This window comes from Quyinboa ferrireducens, assembly GCF_042436675.1.
Classification (GTDB): domain Bacteria; phylum Bacteroidota; class Bacteroidia; order Bacteroidales; family UBA5342; genus JBHJHP01.
This window is the reverse complement of record NZ_JBHMVA010000001.1, coordinates 467588-486032: the sequence shown is the minus strand read 5'-3', so window position 1 is coordinate 486032 and position 18445 is coordinate 467588. Positions and strand designations below refer to the sequence as shown.

Annotated in this window: 15 protein-coding genes and 1 tRNA gene; 5 read left to right on the top strand and 11 right to left on the bottom strand. The window is 40.4% G+C overall.

Translation table 11 applies throughout. The features are described 5' to 3' along the window. Nucleotide 1: 1 nt before the first annotated feature. A complete protein-coding gene (locus tag ACE01N_RS01805; protein ID WP_380584220.1) occupies nt 2-709 on the top strand; it encodes a M48 family metallopeptidase in 708 nt (235 codons plus the stop codon). Nucleotides 710-1115: 406 nt separating this feature from the next. Further along, nucleotides 1116-2246, top strand: coding sequence for a hypothetical protein (locus tag ACE01N_RS01800; RefSeq protein WP_380584218.1), 1131 nt, complete (start codon nt 1116-1118; stop codon nt 2244-2246). Between the two features lie 95 nt (nt 2247-2341). On the opposite strand, the gene ACE01N_RS01795 is transcribed toward ACE01N_RS01800, so the two are convergent. The 3 genes from ACE01N_RS01795 to ACE01N_RS01785 all read right to left on the bottom strand — a co-directional run bounded on the left by ACE01N_RS01795 (nt 2342) and on the right by ACE01N_RS01785 (nt 4601). Then, nucleotides 2342-2415 (bottom strand) — tRNA-Met (locus ACE01N_RS01795). 123 nt (nt 2416-2538) lie between these two features. Then, complete coding sequence (locus tag ACE01N_RS01790; protein ID WP_375727880.1) at nt 2539-3234, bottom strand: queuosine precursor transporter; 696 nt, start codon at nt 3232-3234, stop codon at nt 2539-2541. Continuing rightward, a complete protein-coding gene (locus ACE01N_RS01785; protein ID WP_380584215.1) occupies nt 3231-4601 on the bottom strand; it encodes a sodium-dependent transporter in 1371 nt (456 codons plus the stop codon). The genes ACE01N_RS01790 and ACE01N_RS01785 overlap by 4 nt, the downstream gene beginning before the upstream one ends. Before the next feature lie 328 nt (nt 4602-4929). Here ACE01N_RS01785 and rseP point away from each other — a divergent pair, with 328 nt between their 5' ends. The 3 genes from rseP (at nt 4930) to dxs (ending at nt 8484) form a co-directional block, all read left to right on the top strand. Next, complete coding sequence (gene rseP, locus ACE01N_RS01780; protein WP_380584213.1) at nt 4930-6252, top strand: RIP metalloprotease RseP; 1323 nt, start codon at nt 4930-4932, stop codon at nt 6250-6252. A 36-nt stretch (nt 6253-6288) separates the two neighbouring features. Further along, a complete protein-coding gene (locus ACE01N_RS01775) occupies nt 6289-6501 on the top strand; it encodes a Sec-independent protein translocase subunit TatA/TatB (protein WP_375727883.1) in 213 nt (70 codons plus the stop codon). A 72-nt stretch (nt 6502-6573) separates the two neighbouring features. Further along, nucleotides 6574-8484: a 1-deoxy-D-xylulose-5-phosphate synthase gene (dxs, locus tag ACE01N_RS01770; protein ID WP_380584211.1), complete on the top strand. Its 1911-nt coding sequence runs from the start codon at nt 6574-6576 to the stop codon at nt 8482-8484. Here dxs and ACE01N_RS01765 read toward each other — a convergent pair. From ACE01N_RS01765 to ACE01N_RS01730, 8 genes are all read right to left on the bottom strand, one after another. Next, nucleotides 8456-9682: a PorV/PorQ family protein gene (locus ACE01N_RS01765; protein ID WP_380584209.1), complete on the bottom strand. Its 1227-nt coding sequence runs from the start codon at nt 9680-9682 to the stop codon at nt 8456-8458. The two genes, dxs and ACE01N_RS01765, sit on opposite strands and share 29 nt — an antisense overlap. Nucleotides 9683-9715: 33 nt before the next feature. Further along, nucleotides 9716-10156, bottom strand: coding sequence for a hypothetical protein (locus tag ACE01N_RS01760; protein ID WP_380584207.1), 441 nt, complete (start codon nt 10154-10156; stop codon nt 9716-9718). A 78-nt stretch (nt 10157-10234) separates the two neighbouring features. After that, a complete protein-coding gene (locus ACE01N_RS01755) occupies nt 10235-13414 on the bottom strand; it encodes a CHAT domain-containing protein (RefSeq protein ID WP_380584205.1) in 3180 nt (1059 codons plus the stop codon). Next, the gene (locus ACE01N_RS01750; RefSeq protein WP_380584203.1) at nt 13411-14151 is read right to left on the bottom strand and encodes a tetratricopeptide repeat protein; all 741 of its coding nucleotides are present in this window, start codon (nt 14149-14151) and stop codon (nt 13411-13413) included. Before ACE01N_RS01750 ends, ACE01N_RS01755 begins: the two co-directional genes overlap by 4 nt. Continuing rightward, on the bottom strand, nt 14144-14683 hold the full coding sequence (locus ACE01N_RS01745) for an RNA polymerase sigma factor (protein WP_380584201.1): 540 nt from the start codon (nt 14681-14683) through the stop codon (nt 14144-14146). Before ACE01N_RS01745 ends, ACE01N_RS01750 begins: the two co-directional genes overlap by 8 nt. Nucleotides 14684-14786: 103 nt before the next feature. Further along, nucleotides 14787-15554 (bottom strand): hypothetical protein, encoded by a 768-nt coding sequence (locus ACE01N_RS01740; protein WP_380584199.1) that lies wholly within the window; start codon nt 15552-15554, stop codon nt 14787-14789. A gap of 63 nt (nt 15555-15617) precedes the next feature. After that, on the bottom strand, nt 15618-16973 hold the full coding sequence (locus ACE01N_RS01735; RefSeq protein ID WP_380584197.1) for a sensor histidine kinase: 1356 nt from the start codon (nt 16971-16973) through the stop codon (nt 15618-15620). Then, nucleotides 16963-18336, bottom strand: a complete 1374-nt coding sequence (locus tag ACE01N_RS01730; protein WP_380584195.1) for a sigma-54-dependent transcriptional regulator — start codon at nt 18334-18336, stop codon at nt 16963-16965. Before ACE01N_RS01730 ends, ACE01N_RS01735 begins: the two co-directional genes overlap by 11 nt. Between the last annotated feature and the right edge of the window lie 109 nt (nt 18337-18445).

Below are 18445 nucleotides of genomic sequence, written 5' to 3'. Positions count from 1 at the left end.
TATGTTTAAGGAACAGATTAAATACGGTAATTCTACTATCGAATACTATTTAGACTTTGCTAATCGTAAAACTTTAGGCATAAAAGTATATCCTGATAAATCTGTTCATGTAATTGCACCAAATGGCACAAGTAAAAACAAAGTTTCCGGGAAAGTTTACAACAAGGCTGCCTGGATATTAAAACAGCAGGACTTTTTTTTATCATTTCACCCAATAACACCTCCCAGAAAATTCGTAAGTGGCGAAACACATTTGTATCTAGGCAAGCAATACCGTTTGAAACTCATAAGTGAAAACAAAGAGTCTGTTAAACTTCATGGCGGTAGCATAATTGTTTATACAAAGGATAAAGAAAATAAAGTGCATGTTGAAACTATATTAAAGGCATGGTTTAAATCTAAAGCGGAACAGCATTTTAATAAATTATTTGATGAACTTGTGCCACTTTCAAAATCTTTTTTTAAAGGAACACCGACTTTAAGACACAGATGGATGGATAAACGCTGGGGAAGTTGCAGCCCCAAAGGTGAAATTCTTTTAAATACTGAGTTGATCAAAGCTCCAAAAAAATGTATTGAATATGTGATTATTCATGAATTATGCCATTTAGCACATCTCAATCACAGTGCAGCATTTTATGAGCTCCTGAATAAACTATCTCCCAATTGGAGAAAAACGAAAGATGAGCTGGAAAAACTGATGGTGTAATCTAAACCAAACTTTGTATTGATACTGTAATTCTATATTTTTGTAATCAGTCATAACGATGATTTCTACATATCTTTGTTCTTTTAGTGAGTCTGAAAATTCTTCCACCCTGGGCGGAATTAATTTCATTATTAATTTCTATTATATGTGCTTTTAGAAGCATTGGGAAACTATATATTAACCTTAAAATAAATTGGAAAACTATGAAGACAATTATAAAAATAATTATAACTAAGGCTAAGCCGGTGTGGAACGTGGGTGGGCTAAAACAGACAAACAGGATTGAGCAAAGAAAACCTTTATAGGAGAATACGTTCCACCCGCCAAAAAACATTTTACTAACATAAATTATGAGGCTGTCCAAAAAGGCGGCCTCTTTTATTTTACCATAACTTTAAACTAAAAAATGAAACAAATTGAATTTACTCGAGAAGAACTTTACACAAAAGTCTGGGAGGAGCCCATTAATAAGTTTGCTAATAGGTTAAATATTTCGGATTACATAATTCGTAAACGTTGCAAAGAATTTGATATCCCTTTACCTCCCGTTGGTTATTGGTCAAAAATAAAACATGGCTATTGTGTAACAAAGACAAAATTATCAACAAGAACTTTTGATAAACCTATTATACTGGGTCTGAAAGAAGGGAATAAAGTATATTCCAATGAAACATCCATGATCAAAAAGAAGATAAAACAAGAATTAATTGATAAGTTATCAAGTTATATTAAGGTGTCATCAAAACTAACTAATCCTCACCCCCGGATTTTAAGCTCTAAAGCTTCTTTGGGTCAATGTTATTTATATAAAGGCATGTATGAATCAGGTAATAATGAATTTAATGTACGCGTCTCTAAGAAAAATATAAACAGAGCTTATGTACTATTTAATGCTCTACTTAAAATTCTTTTAAAAAGAAATCATGAGATCATTAGTCAGTACAACAATGTATTTATCCGTATGTATGGAGAAGACATTAAGTTATCCATAAAAGAAAAAATGAAAATAGTATACAATGATCCAAATGATTATCCGAGTAGAGAATTTATCCCTGCAGGAAAATTAGCTGTCATTTTAGGCAATTACTATACTCAAAAAGAATGGATTGACGGAAAAATTCTCCTGGAAGATAGAATCTTAGATATTGTTACATATCTTGAATATAAAACCTTAAAAGAAAAAGAGGAACGTATCCAAAGAGAGATTCAACGAAAGAAATATGAAGAAATCAGGAAACAAGAAGAGGAATTAAAACAATCAAGGACCCTGGAAATTTTGCGTTTCAAAGGTTTTATTAATCAGGTAATTTGCTGGAAAATTTCAATAACTATGCGGGAATATAGCAAAATGCACAAGTTGAATGTAAGCCCTCCAAATGAGGAAAATGATTTTTCGATTTGGGTAGAAAATAAGATAAACTGGTTTGATCCATTAATCAAAGCACCTGATGATTTACTTCGCGATGAAGAAAGAAATGAACTTTATAAAACATTAACTGAACACGAACAAAAGAGTGTAAATAAGGTCTTTTGGTAAAAATTCAAAACAAATAAATAATATGAATTGTATGTATCCTGTATGTATAAATAAAAAGCAGTTACAACTTATTATTGTAACTGCATCCTTTTCAGTAGCGAGACCGAGGGTTGAACTCGGGACCTCATGATTATGAATCATGCGCTCTAACCAACTGAGCTATCTCGCCATTACATTTTGCGCTCTAACCTCCCGATGGTTCGGGAGAGCTATCTCGCCATAATTTTGCGGGGCAAAAATAGTATAAATGTTTTTAATACAAAACCCTTTTAATTAAAAATAACGCCTGCGTTTAATTCCTTGTTGGTTTTAACCTGTAACTAAAGTAAAGAAAAGGTGTATCAAGCGCTGCCACAATCAGTTTGATGATATAGGTGAACAGCACATTCTGCCAGAAAATATCGGGAGTTATCACACCACCGAACGGTAAAAATGAGAATGCTGTTAGGCCAACTGAAGTAAAGATCAGAGTGTCGATAAGCTGTGACAACATGGTTGAACCGTTGTTACGGATAAACAGGTATTTCCCTTTGGTCAGTTCCTTTAGTTTCTTGTAAAAAAAGATATCCAGACGCTGTGCAATAAAATAGGCCAGCAGCGATCCGGCTAAAATACGCGGTGTAACAGCAAAAAGCGTTCTGACACTTTCATCGGCGTAGTCAAAACTGTTCGGTTCAAACAATATTAAAACCTGTGTAAACAGTACAAACAGCAGCATCACGCCAAACCCGATTTTCACCGATTTTACCGCCTGCTTTTCCCCATGATGTTCTGATAGCAGGTCTGTCAGTAAAAAGATGGCACCGTATAACGCATTCCCCCCGGTAACAGCCAGACCAAACAGGTTAAACTGTTTCACCACAAAAATATTCATCATAAGGGTGTAAACCGCAATCAGAATATACATGTAAGTAATACCCTTGCGAAACGCATACAGGTTCACGCCCATTAAAATAAGGACAAAACCGAAAAACAGCAGTTCGTTCATGCATTCAACTTTAACAATCCAATCTCATGCAGAAATACCATGGCGATGGCGATTGGGGCTATAAATTTAATGATCACGAGGAAAACCCGGAACAGTCGTAGTTTAATGGTTCCTCCGTTGGAAAGCTCTTCGTAGGTATCGTTACGCTTAATCTGCCAACCCAGAAAAAGGGCAATCAGCATACCACCAAGAGGCAATAACACATTTGATGCGGTAAAATTAAGCAAACCAAAAAAGTTTTGACCAAAGATGTGTATATCACTTCCGGCACCCAGAGATAACGAACACAATGCACCCAGGAATGAAACAATAATGGTTCCGGTTATCGTGGCAGTTTTACGTTTTATCTTAAATTCCTCTGACAAATAAGCTACAATAACCTCCAGCAACGAAATGGTTGAGGTCAACGCCGCAACAGCCAGCAGGACAAAGAACAGAATGCCCCAGAAGTAGCCGCCACTCATCTGTTCAAAAATGCTGGGAAGCGCCACAAAAACAAGTCCCTCTCCGAATGATGGCTCAATGCCGAATGCAAATACGGCAGGAAAAATAGCCACACCGGCAAGAACCGCAATCAGAGTATCTACAAAGGTCACCTGAAGTGCCGTACGGGTCAGATTTGATCGCCCGTCAACGTATGAACCGTAAGTGATGATAGCGCCCATTCCCAGACTTAGTGAGAAAAAGGCCTGTCCCAAAGCTTCAATCAGCACAGATGAGTTTATCTTATCAAACTGAAATGAGAACAGAAACTTCAGCCCATCTCCACCGCCCGGCAGCGATAAGGATTTGATGCCCATCACAATAATGATGATCAACAGTAAAGGCATCAGTATTTTAGTATATTTTTCTATCCCGTTTTTAACACCTCCCAAAATGATGCCACCCGTCAGCAACATAAAAATCACCTGCCATATTATAGGGCGTACCGGATTAGTCATAAAGGCATTAAAGTTGTCTGTGAGTTGTTGCGTTGACTGCCCGTCAAACGAATTGGTTATGGCCTCCTTAATATACTCCAGAGTCCAGCCGGCTACCACACCATAAAACGCCAGAATCATAAATGCAGCTGCCACGCCCATCCATCCTACCACAAACCATGGTTTCCCGGGAGCCAGCTTCTTAAATGCACCAGCAGCGTTGGCCCTGGATTTCCGGCCGATCACAAATTCCGAAATCATAATCGGTAATCCTATGGCCAGTATAAATCCGATATAGACCAGTAAAAATGCGCCACCTCCGTTTTGTCCGGCTTCGTACGGAAATTTCCAGATGTTACCTAAACCGACAGCAGAACCTGCTGCCGCAGCAATCACACCCAGTTTACTTCCGAATAAATCACGTGGGGACTTCCCTTTGTCAGACATGTTATATGAAATTTATTTTACCTTACGTTCCGGTTGCAAAATTGCATAATTATCTTAAAACATCATATTTATCGCTCAATTTTAAGGGTATTCTTTATATTTTGACCCTGTTTTATTGAACGAACCCCATAAAAACCAAATAATGTTGCACTCAATACACTTATTTTCTTAAAAAAATACCACATATTAAATCTCAAAAACTGAAACAAATATGAACGGTTTTCAATCAGGTAATGAACATGTTAATAATTGTTTGGTTTTATTGGGTAAAAACTGATATTAAATAAAATGTCTTACATTTGTCTGATTTTTAAAATTTGAACACTAAATGACGATATTAATTCAAGCTCTCCAACTCATTGCCAGTCTTTCTATTTTGGTTATGATTCACGAATTTGGCCATTTCCTGTTCGCACGGATTTTTAAAACCCGTGTGGAAAAATTCCGTTTGTTTTTTGATCCATGGTTCGCCATCTGGAAAAAGAAAATAGGGGAAACTGAATATGGTATTGGATGGCTTCCTTTGGGTGGTTATGTGAAAATAGCAGGGATGATAGATGAATCCATGGATAAGGAACAGATGAAACAACCACCACAACCCTATGAATTCAGGAGCAAACCTTCGTGGCAGAGACTTCTGATCATGATTGGCGGTGTACTTTTTAATGTACTGCTGGCATTCTTTATTTACACCATGGTGCTCTGGACCTGGGGCGAGCAATACCTGCCTACACAGAATATGAAGTATGGTGTTGCAGTGAACCAGACTGCCTATGATATGGGCTTTCGTGATGGTGATAAAATCGTTAATGTTGATGGTGAAGAAGTACCAAGCTTCAGCAAAATTGTTCCGACTATAATTTTGGATCATGCCAAATATGTAACGGTGGACCGTGACGGTAAAACCGTTAAAGTTCCTATCAGCGATGAGAATTTCGCCAAACTTATCGGTGAAGATAAAACACCACTGTTCGACCTGCGCACACCATTCGTAATCGCAAAATTTGTGGATGATGCACCGGCAGAAAAGGCCGGACTGAAAGAAGAGGACAAACTGGTGGCTTTTAACGGACACCCACTGGAATTCTACGATATGTTCACAGATTCCCTGTCGAAATATGCCGGAAAGACCGTTGGCATTACTGTTGACAGGGATGGAGTTCAAAAAACATTTAATGTAACACTGACTGATGAAGGGAAACTGGGCATTTATGCGCATCATCCAAGTGAATTTTATGATTTTTCCACCGAAAAATTTACATTTCTGGAATCAATTCCGGCAGGTATTAATAAAGGTGTGCAGTCCATAACTGATTATCTGAAACAGTTTAAACTGATCTTTGCGCCGGAAACAAAAGCCTACAAGCAACTTGGCGGATTTATTAAAATAGGATCCATATTCCCCCCTGTATGGGACTGGTATTCATTCTGGACTTTGACAGCTTTTCTGTCTATCATATTGGCCATAATGAATTTATTGCCGATCCCTGCACTTGACGGCGGACATGTAGTGATTTTGCTTTACGAAATGGTTACAGGAAGAACGCCAAGTGAGAAGTTCCTGGAGTATGCTCAGATTGCCGGAATGGTGATTATATTCTCCCTGCTTATTTATGCAAATATGAACGATGTCATAGGGCTGTTTAAATAAATTGGTTAAATTTGTTTGATTAAACTCATAATTCATATGAATACTTCTATGTTTCTTATATCCACACCCGGAATACCTGAAATCCTGCTGATCGCAGTTGTTTTGTTACTGCTTTTCGGAGGACGAAAAATTCCGGAACTTATGCGTGGACTGGGCAAAGGAATGAACGAATTCAAAAAGGCTAAATCCGAAATGGATTCAGAAATGAATAAAGAGGATGGAAAGCCCGAAGAAAAAGAAAAAAAGTAATCTATTAACCAAATAATACTCCCTTTTGGGAAACCTTTTCCTGATTCTTAACCGGTCAGGAAATTTTTTTAATTGAAACGTATAATGACCGGAGGCTACAGGCATTTGAAGAAGATCAACTTTCCATCCGATTTAAGGAAGATGGATAAGGCAGATTTACCTGAGGTGTGTGATGAACTCCGTCAGTACATCATTGATGTTGTTTCGTGTAACCCCGGCCACTTCGGTGCCAGCCTTGGGACTGTAGAACTTACCGTTGCCCTTCATTATGTGTTTAATACGCCTGACGACCGTATTGTCTGGGACGTGGGACATCAGGCTTACGGACATAAAATATTAACCGGCAGAAGAGAACAATTTCATACCAACCGCAAGCTTGGCGGCATTAGTGGCTTCCCTAATATTTTTGAGAGTGAATACGATACCTTTGGTGTTGGCCACTCCTCCACGTCCATTTCTGCTGCCCTGGGAATGGCTATTGCATCGGGGAAGAAAGGCGATAAACGACAGGTAATTGCTGTAATTGGTGATGGTGCGCTTACCGGTGGCATGGCTTACGAAGCACTCAATAATGCTACCGTGAACCCCAACAACCTGCTCATTATTCTTAACGATAATGAGATGGCTATTTCGCCTAACGTTGGCGGAATAACCGAATATCTACTGGATATCTCCACCTCAAAAACCTACAATAAAATGCGTTCAGAAATGCTGAAGGCGCTTTCAAAAATGAACGTTGTAGGTGATGAAGGACGCAAAATTATTGTCAGAGTCAATAATACCATAAAAGCCCTTCTGGCACGCCAGGGAAACATATTCGAAGGGTTTAACATCCGATATTTTGGACCGGTAGATGGTCACGATGTGCTGCACCTGGAAGAAGTACTCAGAGACCTGAAAAATATTAGAGGTCCTAAAGTTCTTCATATCAAAACGAAAAAAGGCAAGGGATTTGAACCGGCTGAAAATTCTCAGACTGAATGGCATGCACCGGGAATGTTCGATAAAAATACCGGCCTGCGCATTGTAGATTCAAATGAAGGTCTGCCTCCGAAGTTTCAGGATGTATTCGGGAAAACCATCCTTGAACTTGCACGGGAGGATAAACGAATTGTGGGAATAACACCTGCCATGACCACCGGATCATCGCTGGACATTATGATGAAAGAAATGCCCAACCGGGTTTTTGATGTGGGCATAGCAGAACAACATGCTGTAACCTTTTCTGCCGGAATGGCAAAAGAAGGCTTTGTGCCGTTTTGCAATATATACTCCACCTTTATGCAGCGTGCTTACGACCAGCTGATTCACGATGTAGCGTTGCAAAAACTGCATGTGGTCTTTTGTTTGGATCGCGGAGGTTTGGTTGGCGAAGACGGCGCAACACACCACGGAGTGTTTGATCTGGCTTATTTGAGGTGTGTCCCGAATCTCATCGTTTCATCTCCACTGGATGAGATGGAACTGCGTAATCTGATGTTTACAGCCTTGAATCATGAAGGTCCCTTTGCCATACGTTATCCACGTGGTAAAGGTATAAATGCGGACTGGGAAAAACCCATGAAGGCTATTAAGATTGGTACAGGTGAATGCATCAAAAAAGGACATGATGTTGCCATACTATCCATGGGCCCGCTTGGCATAAAGGCCAAATTCCTGGCTGAAAAACTTGAAAAAGAAGGTATTTCAGTTGCCGTGTATAACATGAGATTTGTAAAACCACTGGACGAGAAACTGCTGCATGAAATTATGCAGAACTTCAATAAAGTTATCACACTCGAAGATGGTACGATAACAGGTGGTTTCGGTTCAGCCATACTGGAGTTTAATGCCAGAAACGGCTATGCCCCCAGGATCAAACTGCTTGGGGTTCCCGATAAATTTATTGAACATGGTTCTGTTGCCGAGCTTCATCATATTTGTGGCTACGATACAAAAGGTATTAAGAAAGCCATTAAGGAGTTGACAGCAAATCCGCTGTAGGCTTATTCACCCACGTTAGTTTGACGCCAAAGGAAAACAGAAAGTTATTCTTTGAAAATATTGCCGGTACGGTAGTGGTTGTACCCAATTCATTTAAAACCCTGAACGTTACAAAATCTATATCTGCATTTACCGGAACTTTTTGTTTTGTTAATTCACACACCGGAACTTTAAATCCATATCCTAAGGTCAGGCCTCTTTTGTCATCTGTCATCCAGTAGCCGCCTCCTTCTGCAGGCCCCTGATCGGGACGTGTTTCGTAAAAGTATCCAAGCCTGAACGCAAAGAAATCCATAAACAAAGCTTCTGCTCCCAGACCAATGGATGTATTGCTTTCATAATTTCCGTTGACCACTGTTTTTTTGGGTCCACGTAGTGTTTCCCTGAACTGCACATGAAAACTGAGATCGACTGTTTCGGGCATGTCGTTAAAGAAGTCGGTAAATCCCTTCAGAAATGAATAATCAAAAGGCAGAGTTCCATTATACGATGAACCCAAAGTCAAGTGAATGGGCATGTCCCTGTAATGCAGGTAATCCTGATACCGTTCTTCGATACGGTTTTTCATAAGCAAATTGACAAAACTCAGTGCAAAGCGAATGCGTTGATTGCTAAGCTGTTCATGCCTGATCCAATCCGTCTCCATATCGTATATTGAACCAACGGATATAATAAACACCTTGTTCGTGGTGACATCTGTAACCGACTTTCCGATCAGCCAGTTGCCTGAAGCACCCACCTGAAGGTTTTCATACGGTGAATAAGAACCACTAAGTGTATACATGGCCTGGGTTCTTTTTTCCTGAGAATCCTCATACCAACCTATAATGGTGGTCCAGGGAGAATTTTTTTCCACGTACCTCATCCGGCTGAAACCCGCTACGATTTTGTCATTGATTCTGTAAGCAAGCCCTTCAAAACGGTTGCTTGAACCAATTCTTACCTGGTTTCCTTTTGCATAACTGTAGTATAATTCTATGCGTTTTTGGATCACCCCAAGGGATGCCGGATTATATACCACATTTTCTACACCACCCTGAGTTATGGTAGTCAATCCCATTGCTGTTGCCCTGGTACTGGTGGGTTGACCGTAAAAGATACCGTTGTAGTCGGTGGGTATATAATATTTGTACTGCGCCACGGATTCCGGTAAAACGCATAACATGAACAGTATTCCCGTAAGTAACCTGTTAACCATAAATGTTTATTTTAAATGATTACACCTTGTGACTTATTCATAAATCACTTTTATACTCAGTGCTTTGTAGTTAACTTTTGCTTTATCCAGAAGCTTCTGGAAGTCAGCAACCATCTCATCTTTTTTTGCTTCATTAACACCTAAACCAATGGTTATGCTTCCAATAAGTACAGCGTAGTATAGGTCTCCATCTTTTTTCACAAGTTGATCAGCTGTTCTGTAAAACGGATCGCCGGAAGTTCCATCCTGCCTTATAATACGCAGCTCATATTTTAAGGCGTCATCCTGCGCTTCAAATCCCGCCTGAAAGCTGGGATTGGAAACATTATATGTGCCATCTCCATTATCAATAACCGGAATCACTTCTTCAAAAGGAACTGTAAATTCATTGCTTTCTTTGGGATCTACTTTTGTACAAGCAATCATTGTGGCAAATACAGATAACATTGTAAGAATTTTCACTGCTCTTTTCATCTCTCCTGGGTTTTATTTATATATCCATCGGATGAGATTCAAAATGTCATCAGAAAAAAGTGTGGTTCACTATTAATTTTATTTATGCCGGTACCAGATAAGAAGAATAAGTAAAATAGCAAATGCACTGCCAAATACTCCCCAAAGCAACTGATGATACGATTTTAATCCGGCAACAGGTTCAGAATTACCTATAATTACCATACCTGCCCAGTATTGCGGTGAAAGTGTTCTGTTATTCGTTTTTTCAAGGTATTTTAGTTTGGCTTCTCTCAAAGCCCTGTCTTTCGGTAATCCTTTTGCCAGGCTTTTAACAAAGTAATCCGTTATATCCATACCTGTTTTTTCATCCTGGTTCCAGAGACTGATCAACAGACTCTCCGACCCGGCATAGAGAAAAGCATGTGCCAAAGAGACCATCCCTTCTCCGGGTTTGTATTGTGGTTTGCCTGTTTCACAGGCAGTAAGAAGCGTTAGGTTGGAATTCATGTCGGTACCGTAAATCTCATATGCAAACAGGGAATTTTCCTGTAGACCCGGATCTTTATCCTTTGCAAAGATCAGGCGCGAATAAACAGGGCTGACATTATTTGATTCAGCATGTGTACCGATATGAATAATCTTGTTACCGGAGGCTTTCTCCCTGAATTCCCTAACGGTGGACTGTTCATAGGGAAAACTGTTCCCGTCGAACAATTTACTGATCTTGCCGGATAATGCCACCGTAAAAGGTTGTGGTAACAGATGCAGGTAAGCCCTATCAATCTTTGTGGAATCGGTCACAGACGTCATATAATCTTCTTTCATCTGATCCGAAAATCCGGGCACAAAACCGGCATAGCTGGATTTAAACTTTTTGGAACCGTGATAATTTGAAAACCACAGACTATAGTGATAAGACAAATAATAGTTTGACAACAGGCTCATCGTCCGGTACTGAGTGAAATCGGTTATTGGTTGTCGTGTCAGCAAATCAAAACTGAGATTATATAAAATACCGTCAGGAATTATTATCACACTACCGTGATTCAGCAGACTGTCGAAAGGTTGCCATAGCTGTTGATATAACGTATATGAAATTCTACCGCTCTCAAACCGATCATTCCAGACCTGAGCAAGTTCAGTAACAAGTCCCGGTTCGAAATTCAACTCAAAAACCGACTTTTCCCCATCATGAAAAACGATGGCCAGCAATGTGGAATCAACAAACATATACCTGACCACCTGACCTGATACAGCAGGTTGCAATTCATCTTCAGTGATTCCTGCATACCGCAATCTGTAATACTCAGGATACCTTTTTTTAAGCATATTCCGGAATGCATCCCATTTATCCATTGCTGTGAGGTATTCCGTCAGGTTGCCATCATTGTTAACCAGATCATTAATCGCTGTTTTTAGTTTACGCTCCTGTTCCAAAACAGAATCAGGCACACCATAGAACGCGATACCTGCAAGCTGATTTAAATGTGCCCTGATTTTGGTGTAAACGGTTTCCTCCTGCAACTTCAGCAGTTGATTAATATAGTTTTCATCTCCCGTTTTTTCATATAACTCCAGCAGGATTTTTTTGATGAATTCTATGGTTTCCTCGTTCTGAGAAAGCATGACCTGAACATTATCCGGATCAGAATACACTGTTTTTCGCTTTTCAAGAATTAAAAGTGCACGATTCAGTTCCTGCAGCATACTGTCCAGAAATGCGACTGTCCTGTTCTGTGCCAGCTGATACACCGATTTTTCTTTAAGTACTATTGCTCCGGGTTTATCCAGATCAATCTTTACCGAATCTAAACCTGATTCAGCATTCACCCTTAATTTATCAAGGATAGCAAGACTCTGTTCTGCTGTTTCTTTAGCTTTACTGTATTCATTGATATTGAAATATACAGTCCCTAAATTCAACATTTGCCGGAAACCAATCAGCGAAGTTTTACCATAGGCTTTCGAAACATAATTCAGTCCTTTTTGAGACAATTCCACTGCCAGCTCCTGATCATCATGAAGCGCGTAAAACTCGGTAGCATTTTTCAAAAAGTTCAGATAAACAAAATCAAACTTTTCGCCGTAAGTTTCATTATAATATCCTTCGGCCAGCCTGTAATACTTTTTCGCATCAGGAAAGTTTTTTTCTGCCTCGTGAATCAGTGCCAGTGTGCTGTACGCATCAGCCAGATTTTTATGATAGGTATCGCCGTATTTTTTATACCCGTTTATCCCATTCATCAGCCACGTTCCCGCCTCCGAAAAACGGTGTAACGCGTAATACGAAATGCCAATCTGTATGGCCGTAAAAAATATTTCGGGGTGATCCGGCGGATAATATCCGATCTTTTCATTGTAAATAAATTCATGCAATTTCAGCGATCCCGCATAATTCCCGACACCGTAGTACACCGTTGCCAGATTATTGGCAGAGTAGAGCAGCGATAAGAGTGCGCGGTTCCATCTCGGATCATCTTTTGCGTGAACTGTAAAATACTGAATATCATCAATGGAACGTTTTGCAATGTTGATGCTTTCCTGCGTTTTTCCCATCACATCGTATAACGCCGACAGGTTCCCCTCCAACATCGACTTGTAGTAATACTGGTTGGTAAGAGACGGCGACATGCTGTCGATAAATGCCAAAGCCCTTAACCAGTAATACGCCACGGAATCGTATTGCGCTTCGTACCAGTATGTGGCCCCCAGACTGTTCAGTATATTCAGTTGGTCGGACTCATCTGTTTTCGGATCCTTTTCAAAATCATTTGCGGCCTTTAATATATGAGACTTAGCCAGCGAAAGCTGGTTCATTTCAGAGGCAATAACACCAAGATTCTGTTCAATCATAGCCAACTCCCGGGGTTCAATATCCTCTATCCGTCTGCTAATCTCAAGTGCTTTTGCATTCGCATCATAAGCTTCCTGTAGCTTCCCTTTATTTCTGTAGTATGTATGTATTTCGAGCCACGCCTGTCTTTTATCGCGCTGGTTTTCGGAATGATCCAGGATAAAATCCCGCATGTTTTCTACGGTTTTTCGCCCGTCTTCCTTAAAATAATCGGCTATATATCCGGCATAGGAAATAAAATAACTCAGATCAAGAAAATTTTGCTCTGCAATTAACGCACTTGTATCTTCCTGAAACAACTGACGGGCGGTGTGGTAATCCTTGTCCGATACCGCTTTTTGCAATCCAGACAACTGTCCATCAACATTGCAAAAAACCGCTGTTGAGATCAGTAAAAAGGATATTACCGCAAGGTATTTCATTCATTCCCGATTTTTCGTAACAATTCATCTTTTCGGGGGTGACTGGTCTGTTTGAGTATTTCTTTTGCTTTATTATTCTCATCATTCAACAGGTAAGCCAGGGCCAGGTACCAGTTGGCATCATTTCTGAAATCACTTTTCGGGTTTTGTGCAACTTTCTTAAACTTTGGAATTGCAGAAGCAGCATCGTTTTCTGCCAGATATGCCGAACCTATAAAATAATTCAGCGTATCGCTTTCGGGTCTGCTCTCTAAAAGTGGTTGCCATCGCTTAATGGCAGCCTTATAATTGCCAATTTTAAAATCAACCATCGCACGGTCGAATTCATAATCAGAACTGCTGCTCATTGCTGTTACCAAACCCGGATCAGGCTGATAAAAACCGGCATACAAGCGTTGGTTCCTGTCAGGCCTCATGAACAGATAAACCGAAATGACCAGCACAATTATAACTGAAGCTGCTACCGCAAATGCCCTGCTGAACAAAAATAATTTTTTCGTCCTGCCGTTCTTTTGATTCCTTTCAATTTCCTGATGAAACTGATCCATTTTTTCCCGGAGTTCTGCCTCTTCAATGCCTTCCATCAACTGCATGATTTCTGTATATTTCTCCATTAAAACCGGGTCATGCTGTAATTCTGCTTCCAGTTTTGTTTTTTCATCCTGCTCCATCCGGTTCAGGATATAACTTTCCAGTCTTTCAAATTCTGCTTGTGATATGTTATGGGGCTTATTCATCTTCTATTCCATTCAAATTTTCTCTCAGCTGCTGAATGCAGCGGTACTTATTATTCCGGGCAGAGGCTTCTGTCCATCCAAAAGCATCGGCTATATCAGCCATACTCTGCTTTCTGAAATAAAACCGGCTTAAAATGTCCCTGCATTTTTCCCCCAGTTTTTTTAATCCCTGCTCCACCATCCTGAACTTATGTTCATTATCGGCTGCTGTCTCCTCTGTCACATCGTGCTGGTTTTCAAGGATCGTTCTCTTCTTATATTCTGCTGACCGCAAATAATCCAGCCATTTATTTTTCGCTATGCGGTACAGATATCCGTTTATCTCAGAGATGTTTTGCGGGACAAACGTATCTTCCCTGATATTTCTCCACAACACTACAAACGCTTCCTGAAATACGTCCTTCGCCTGATCCCTGTTCCCGTTATTTGACAGAACAAACCGTTCCAGTTTTACATACTGACTCCTGTAAATTCTGTTTAACGTGTGGGTCTCATTATTTTTAAATCCTTCTATTAATTCCCGGGAAGACATTGCAGATAACTTTCTGTTTATAAACCATTAAACAGATATGTCATCGCAATTGTTTTTCCCAATCTTAAATCATTCTAAATTATTCCTTGTCTATAACCTCCAACTACTGCCGTTTAGGATCGAACGGAAAATTATCATTCTGGTCAACAACACCGTCCCCGTCAGAATCAACAAATTCCTTATCTGTCACAAATAACTGCCAGTGTATCGGCAGGAATGTTGACATAACCACCGTCTCATATTCCCCTATTGGCGCAAAACTCACCTGTGCATGATAGAACGATGTATTGAGATCAGATGCATAGGTAACATTTGCTGTAAACTGAGCTGTCATATCGCCAACCTGAATCAGCCTGCTCTCGAAACCTGTAAACATACTTGATGTGATTGGCTGTGTTTTTGGACCGTTGGTGCAGTCAATCTGTATCTGATCAGCGCTGAAACCGAAACCATTTAAAAAGTTATTGATCTCTGCCCTTAATACATCAGTTGTCGTTAGCTGACCCGAAAATATATCGTTGTAATACCGCCATACCACAAGGTTATCGTTTCGGATCACATCTACACCTATCAGATTTGGATTTCCGTCCCCGAGCTTTTCAGCCCTGTAGCCAACCGGAAATTCAACGCTCAGTAAGGGCCATTCGGTATACGTAAATCTGTTTGGATCGGGATTCTCAATGACCGGCACACCACCGGGAATATCACCGCGAGCTACGCCATTGGATAAGTCCCAGTATAACCCTTTCACACCGGTAATATCTTCGCATGTGGACTTAACACTTTTAAAAGCATCCAGCTCACTCTGCTGTTTTTTGCAGGAGAACAACATGCCGATCAAAATAAACAAACCAATGTGTTTCAATCTCATATTCGTGTTCTTTACCCGTACATCGAACAGATATCAAAATGTCATCAGGTAAAAAGGAATATTTTAGCGTTCCGGAATAACCATCGTAAACCTGGTGCCGGTTTCGGGTGAGGAACTTACTTTTAATGTTCCGCCATGTAATCGCATAATTTGGCGCGAAAGGCTTAAGCCAATACCGGATCCGTTTTCTTTGGTCGTAAAAAACGGAATGAATATTTCGTCCAGAATATCTTCTGGAATACCGACTCCGTTGTCCGAAACGGAAATTTCTATGGCATTATTTGTTTTTTCACAAGCTATTTCTATCACAGGATCGGGAATGGATCCAAGGGCTTCTATGGCGTTTTTTACAAGGTTGATAACTACCTGTACAACCATCTGCTCATCGGCAATAAAGGTAAACTCTTCATGTTGGGTGTTATATCTGATCTCACCTTTAAAATCCTCCTTCAAAGGAGAGATCAGTATCTTGATGCGGTCAGAAAAGCTGTTTATTTCTACCTGTGCAAGTTTGGGTTGGGGAGCTTTTGTAAGGATCCGGTACGATTGGACAAAACGGATCAGTGCCTCGCCCCTTTCACCTATCACATCTAATCCGCCAATGGTGCTCTCAATATCGTCGTCCTTTGAAAACGATGCATCAGTTTTTATCTTTTCCTTCCAGATACCTTTCAGGGTTTGTGCAATGGATGTAACCGGTGCCAGCGTATTCATAATTTCGTGACTCAATACGCGTATCAGCTTCACCCAGGAATCAATTTCCTTCCGTTCCAGTTCACCGCGAATATCCTGAATCGTGATCAGCTTAATATTCTCATGTTTTAAATTAATCACCGAACAACGTGCAATGACCTGAGTCTTATCATTTTTCCCGTTTAATGTCAGCACCTGTTTCTGATGGTTATCAAGCTGATCAATTTCGGATTTGAACTTCGGATCAACCCGGCTTAACTGAGACATATGAGTCAGGGTTTGGAGCCCCAGTAGTTCGAGTATGGCTGTGTTGACCTCGGTAATAAAACCTCTTTCGTTAATCACCATCACCCCTGTGGCTATATTTTGCAGGATTTCGCTGAAATAGCGCTCTTTGATCCGACTCTCCTGTTTCGTTTGCTGAAGAATTATGTTGAGTTCATTCAGTGTTTCGTGTAATTCATTAATAATTTTATTCCCTGTTTCGGGAGGAAACCTTAGCGTGGTATCATCATTTTTTACGGCCTGAATAAAATAACTGATTTGCTTATTGGTTGTGTTGAGAAACCGGATCAAAGCCAAAACACTAATTATGTCCAGCAATAACAGCGCAGTAGTGGTCATCCATGACAATCCCGCTCCAATAGTATATCCGGTTGCAGCCGTTAAAAGGATCAAAATTAATATTCGTAAGTTCAGAATCAGGTTGAACCGCTTATAAGCCATACCGTTTAATTTTGTTATACAGCGTTTGCCGTGTTATTCCCAACTGACCGGCCACGGCAGTCATATTACCGTTCTGTGTATCTATGGCACGTTGAATGAGGGTCCTTTCCATCTCTTCCAGTGTTCCTTCATAATCCACACTCCGGTTCAGTTCCTCTGATTTAAACATGAAATCGCCGGGTTCAATTTCTGGTTTTTCACACAGAATGACGGCCCGTTCAACAGCATGCTGCAATTCCCTTACATTCCCCGGCCATGAATACCTTATCAGTTTGTCTGTAGCCGCCAATGTCAGGCGAAGTTCCGGCTTATTGTATTTGCGGACATATTTTGACAAAAAGAATTCTGCAAGCAGCGGAATATCTGTTAAACGTTCCCGGAGTGGTGGTAATTCTATTTGTATGGTATTGATCCGATACAAAAGATCTTCCCTGAACATTCCATCAATAACCATCTGGCTCGGGTTGCAGTTGGTGGCACAAATCAAGCGGATATCTATTTCAACCGGTTTATTGTCACCTATTTTTGTCACCTTTCTGTTCTGTAGCACAGACAATAATTTGGCCTGCATGGCAACCGGGAGATTGCCAATTTCATCAAGGAACAGCGTTCCTTCATTTGCCGTTTCAATTTTACCTGTCCTGTCTGCATGGGCATCTGTAAACGATCCTTTTTTGTGTCCGAAAAGCTCGCTCTCAAAGAGTGTCTCGGGTACCGATCCCATGTCTACCGTAACCATAATCTTATCCCTGCGGCTGGATAACCGATGAATTTCCCGGGCTATTAATTCTTTTCCCGTACCGTTTTCTCCTGTGATCAGCACATTGGCGCTTGTTCCGGCTACCTTTTCAACCAGGGTGAGGATTTTTTGCCAGGCCGTAGAACTGCCAATAAGCTCCTTGCGACTTTTATTCAGTTCCTCCACCAACTGATCCTGTCTCCTGGTCAGCTTGCTGATCTCATTTTTTGACTGGTTTAGCTTATACGCAGACTCAACCGTAGCCAGCATTTTTTCATTTTCCCAGGGTTTAAGGACAAAATCAGTTGCCCCCATCCGGATGGCTTTTACAGCAAGTTCTACATCTCCATAAGCCGTAATCATAACTACACTGATGGCCGGATTGATTTCCAAAACCCGTTGTAACCAGTAAATGCCTTCGTTACCGGTGTTAATCCCTGCTGTAAAATTCATATCCAGCAGCAAAACATCATAGGATTGCCGTTGCAGTTCACTCAGTAGAAGGTTTGGCGATGTAAGTGAAGTTACCTGGTTACACTGCCCTTTGAGTAACAGTTCAATTGCACGCAGAATACTTTTGTTATCGTCAACAATTAATATGTTTGCTTTTTTTAAAGTGGTCATAATTCTTAAGCGGTTAATACTGCTGCAAATGCTAAAATCACTCCAAAACTAAACGGCTTCATAAAACTCATTATATCAGGATCTTAAAATTACATTTTATTTTTCATGT

Excerpts from the sequence above, each read along its gene's own strand:
- ACE01N_RS01805 (WP_380584220.1), top strand. The coding sequence starts at position 2 with ATGTTTAAGGAACAGATTAAATACGGTAATTCTACTATCGAATACTAT.
- ACE01N_RS01800 (WP_380584218.1), top strand. The coding sequence starts at position 1,116 with ATGAAACAAATTGAATTTACTCGAGAAGAACTTTACACAAAAGTCTGG.
- ACE01N_RS01790 (WP_375727880.1), bottom strand. The coding sequence starts at position 3,234 with ATGAACGAACTGCTGTTTTTCGGTTTTGTCCTTATTTTAATGGGCGTG.
- ACE01N_RS01785 (WP_380584215.1), bottom strand. The coding sequence starts at position 4,601 with ATGTCTGACAAAGGGAAGTCCCCACGTGATTTATTCGGAAGTAAACTG.
- rseP (WP_380584213.1), top strand. The coding sequence starts at position 4,930 with ATGACGATATTAATTCAAGCTCTCCAACTCATTGCCAGTCTTTCTATT.
- ACE01N_RS01775 (WP_375727883.1), top strand. The coding sequence starts at position 6,289 with ATGAATACTTCTATGTTTCTTATATCCACACCCGGAATACCTGAAATC.
- ACE01N_RS01765 (WP_380584209.1), bottom strand. The coding sequence starts at position 9,682 with ATGGTTAACAGGTTACTTACGGGAATACTGTTCATGTTATGCGTTTTA.
- ACE01N_RS01760 (WP_380584207.1), bottom strand. The coding sequence starts at position 10,156 with ATGAAAAGAGCAGTGAAAATTCTTACAATGTTATCTGTATTTGCCACA.
- ACE01N_RS01755 (WP_380584205.1), bottom strand. The coding sequence starts at position 13,414 with ATGAAATACCTTGCGGTAATATCCTTTTTACTGATCTCAACAGCGGTT.
- ACE01N_RS01750 (WP_380584203.1), bottom strand. The coding sequence starts at position 14,151 with ATGAATAAGCCCCATAACATATCACAAGCAGAATTTGAAAGACTGGAA.
- ACE01N_RS01745 (WP_380584201.1), bottom strand. The coding sequence starts at position 14,683 with ATGTCTTCCCGGGAATTAATAGAAGGATTTAAAAATAATGAGACCCAC.
- ACE01N_RS01740 (WP_380584199.1), bottom strand. The coding sequence starts at position 15,554 with ATGAGATTGAAACACATTGGTTTGTTTATTTTGATCGGCATGTTGTTC.
- ACE01N_RS01735 (WP_380584197.1), bottom strand. The coding sequence starts at position 16,973 with ATGGCTTATAAGCGGTTCAACCTGATTCTGAACTTACGAATATTAATT.
- ACE01N_RS01730 (WP_380584195.1), bottom strand. The coding sequence starts at position 18,336 with ATGACCACTTTAAAAAAAGCAAACATATTAATTGTTGACGATAACAAA.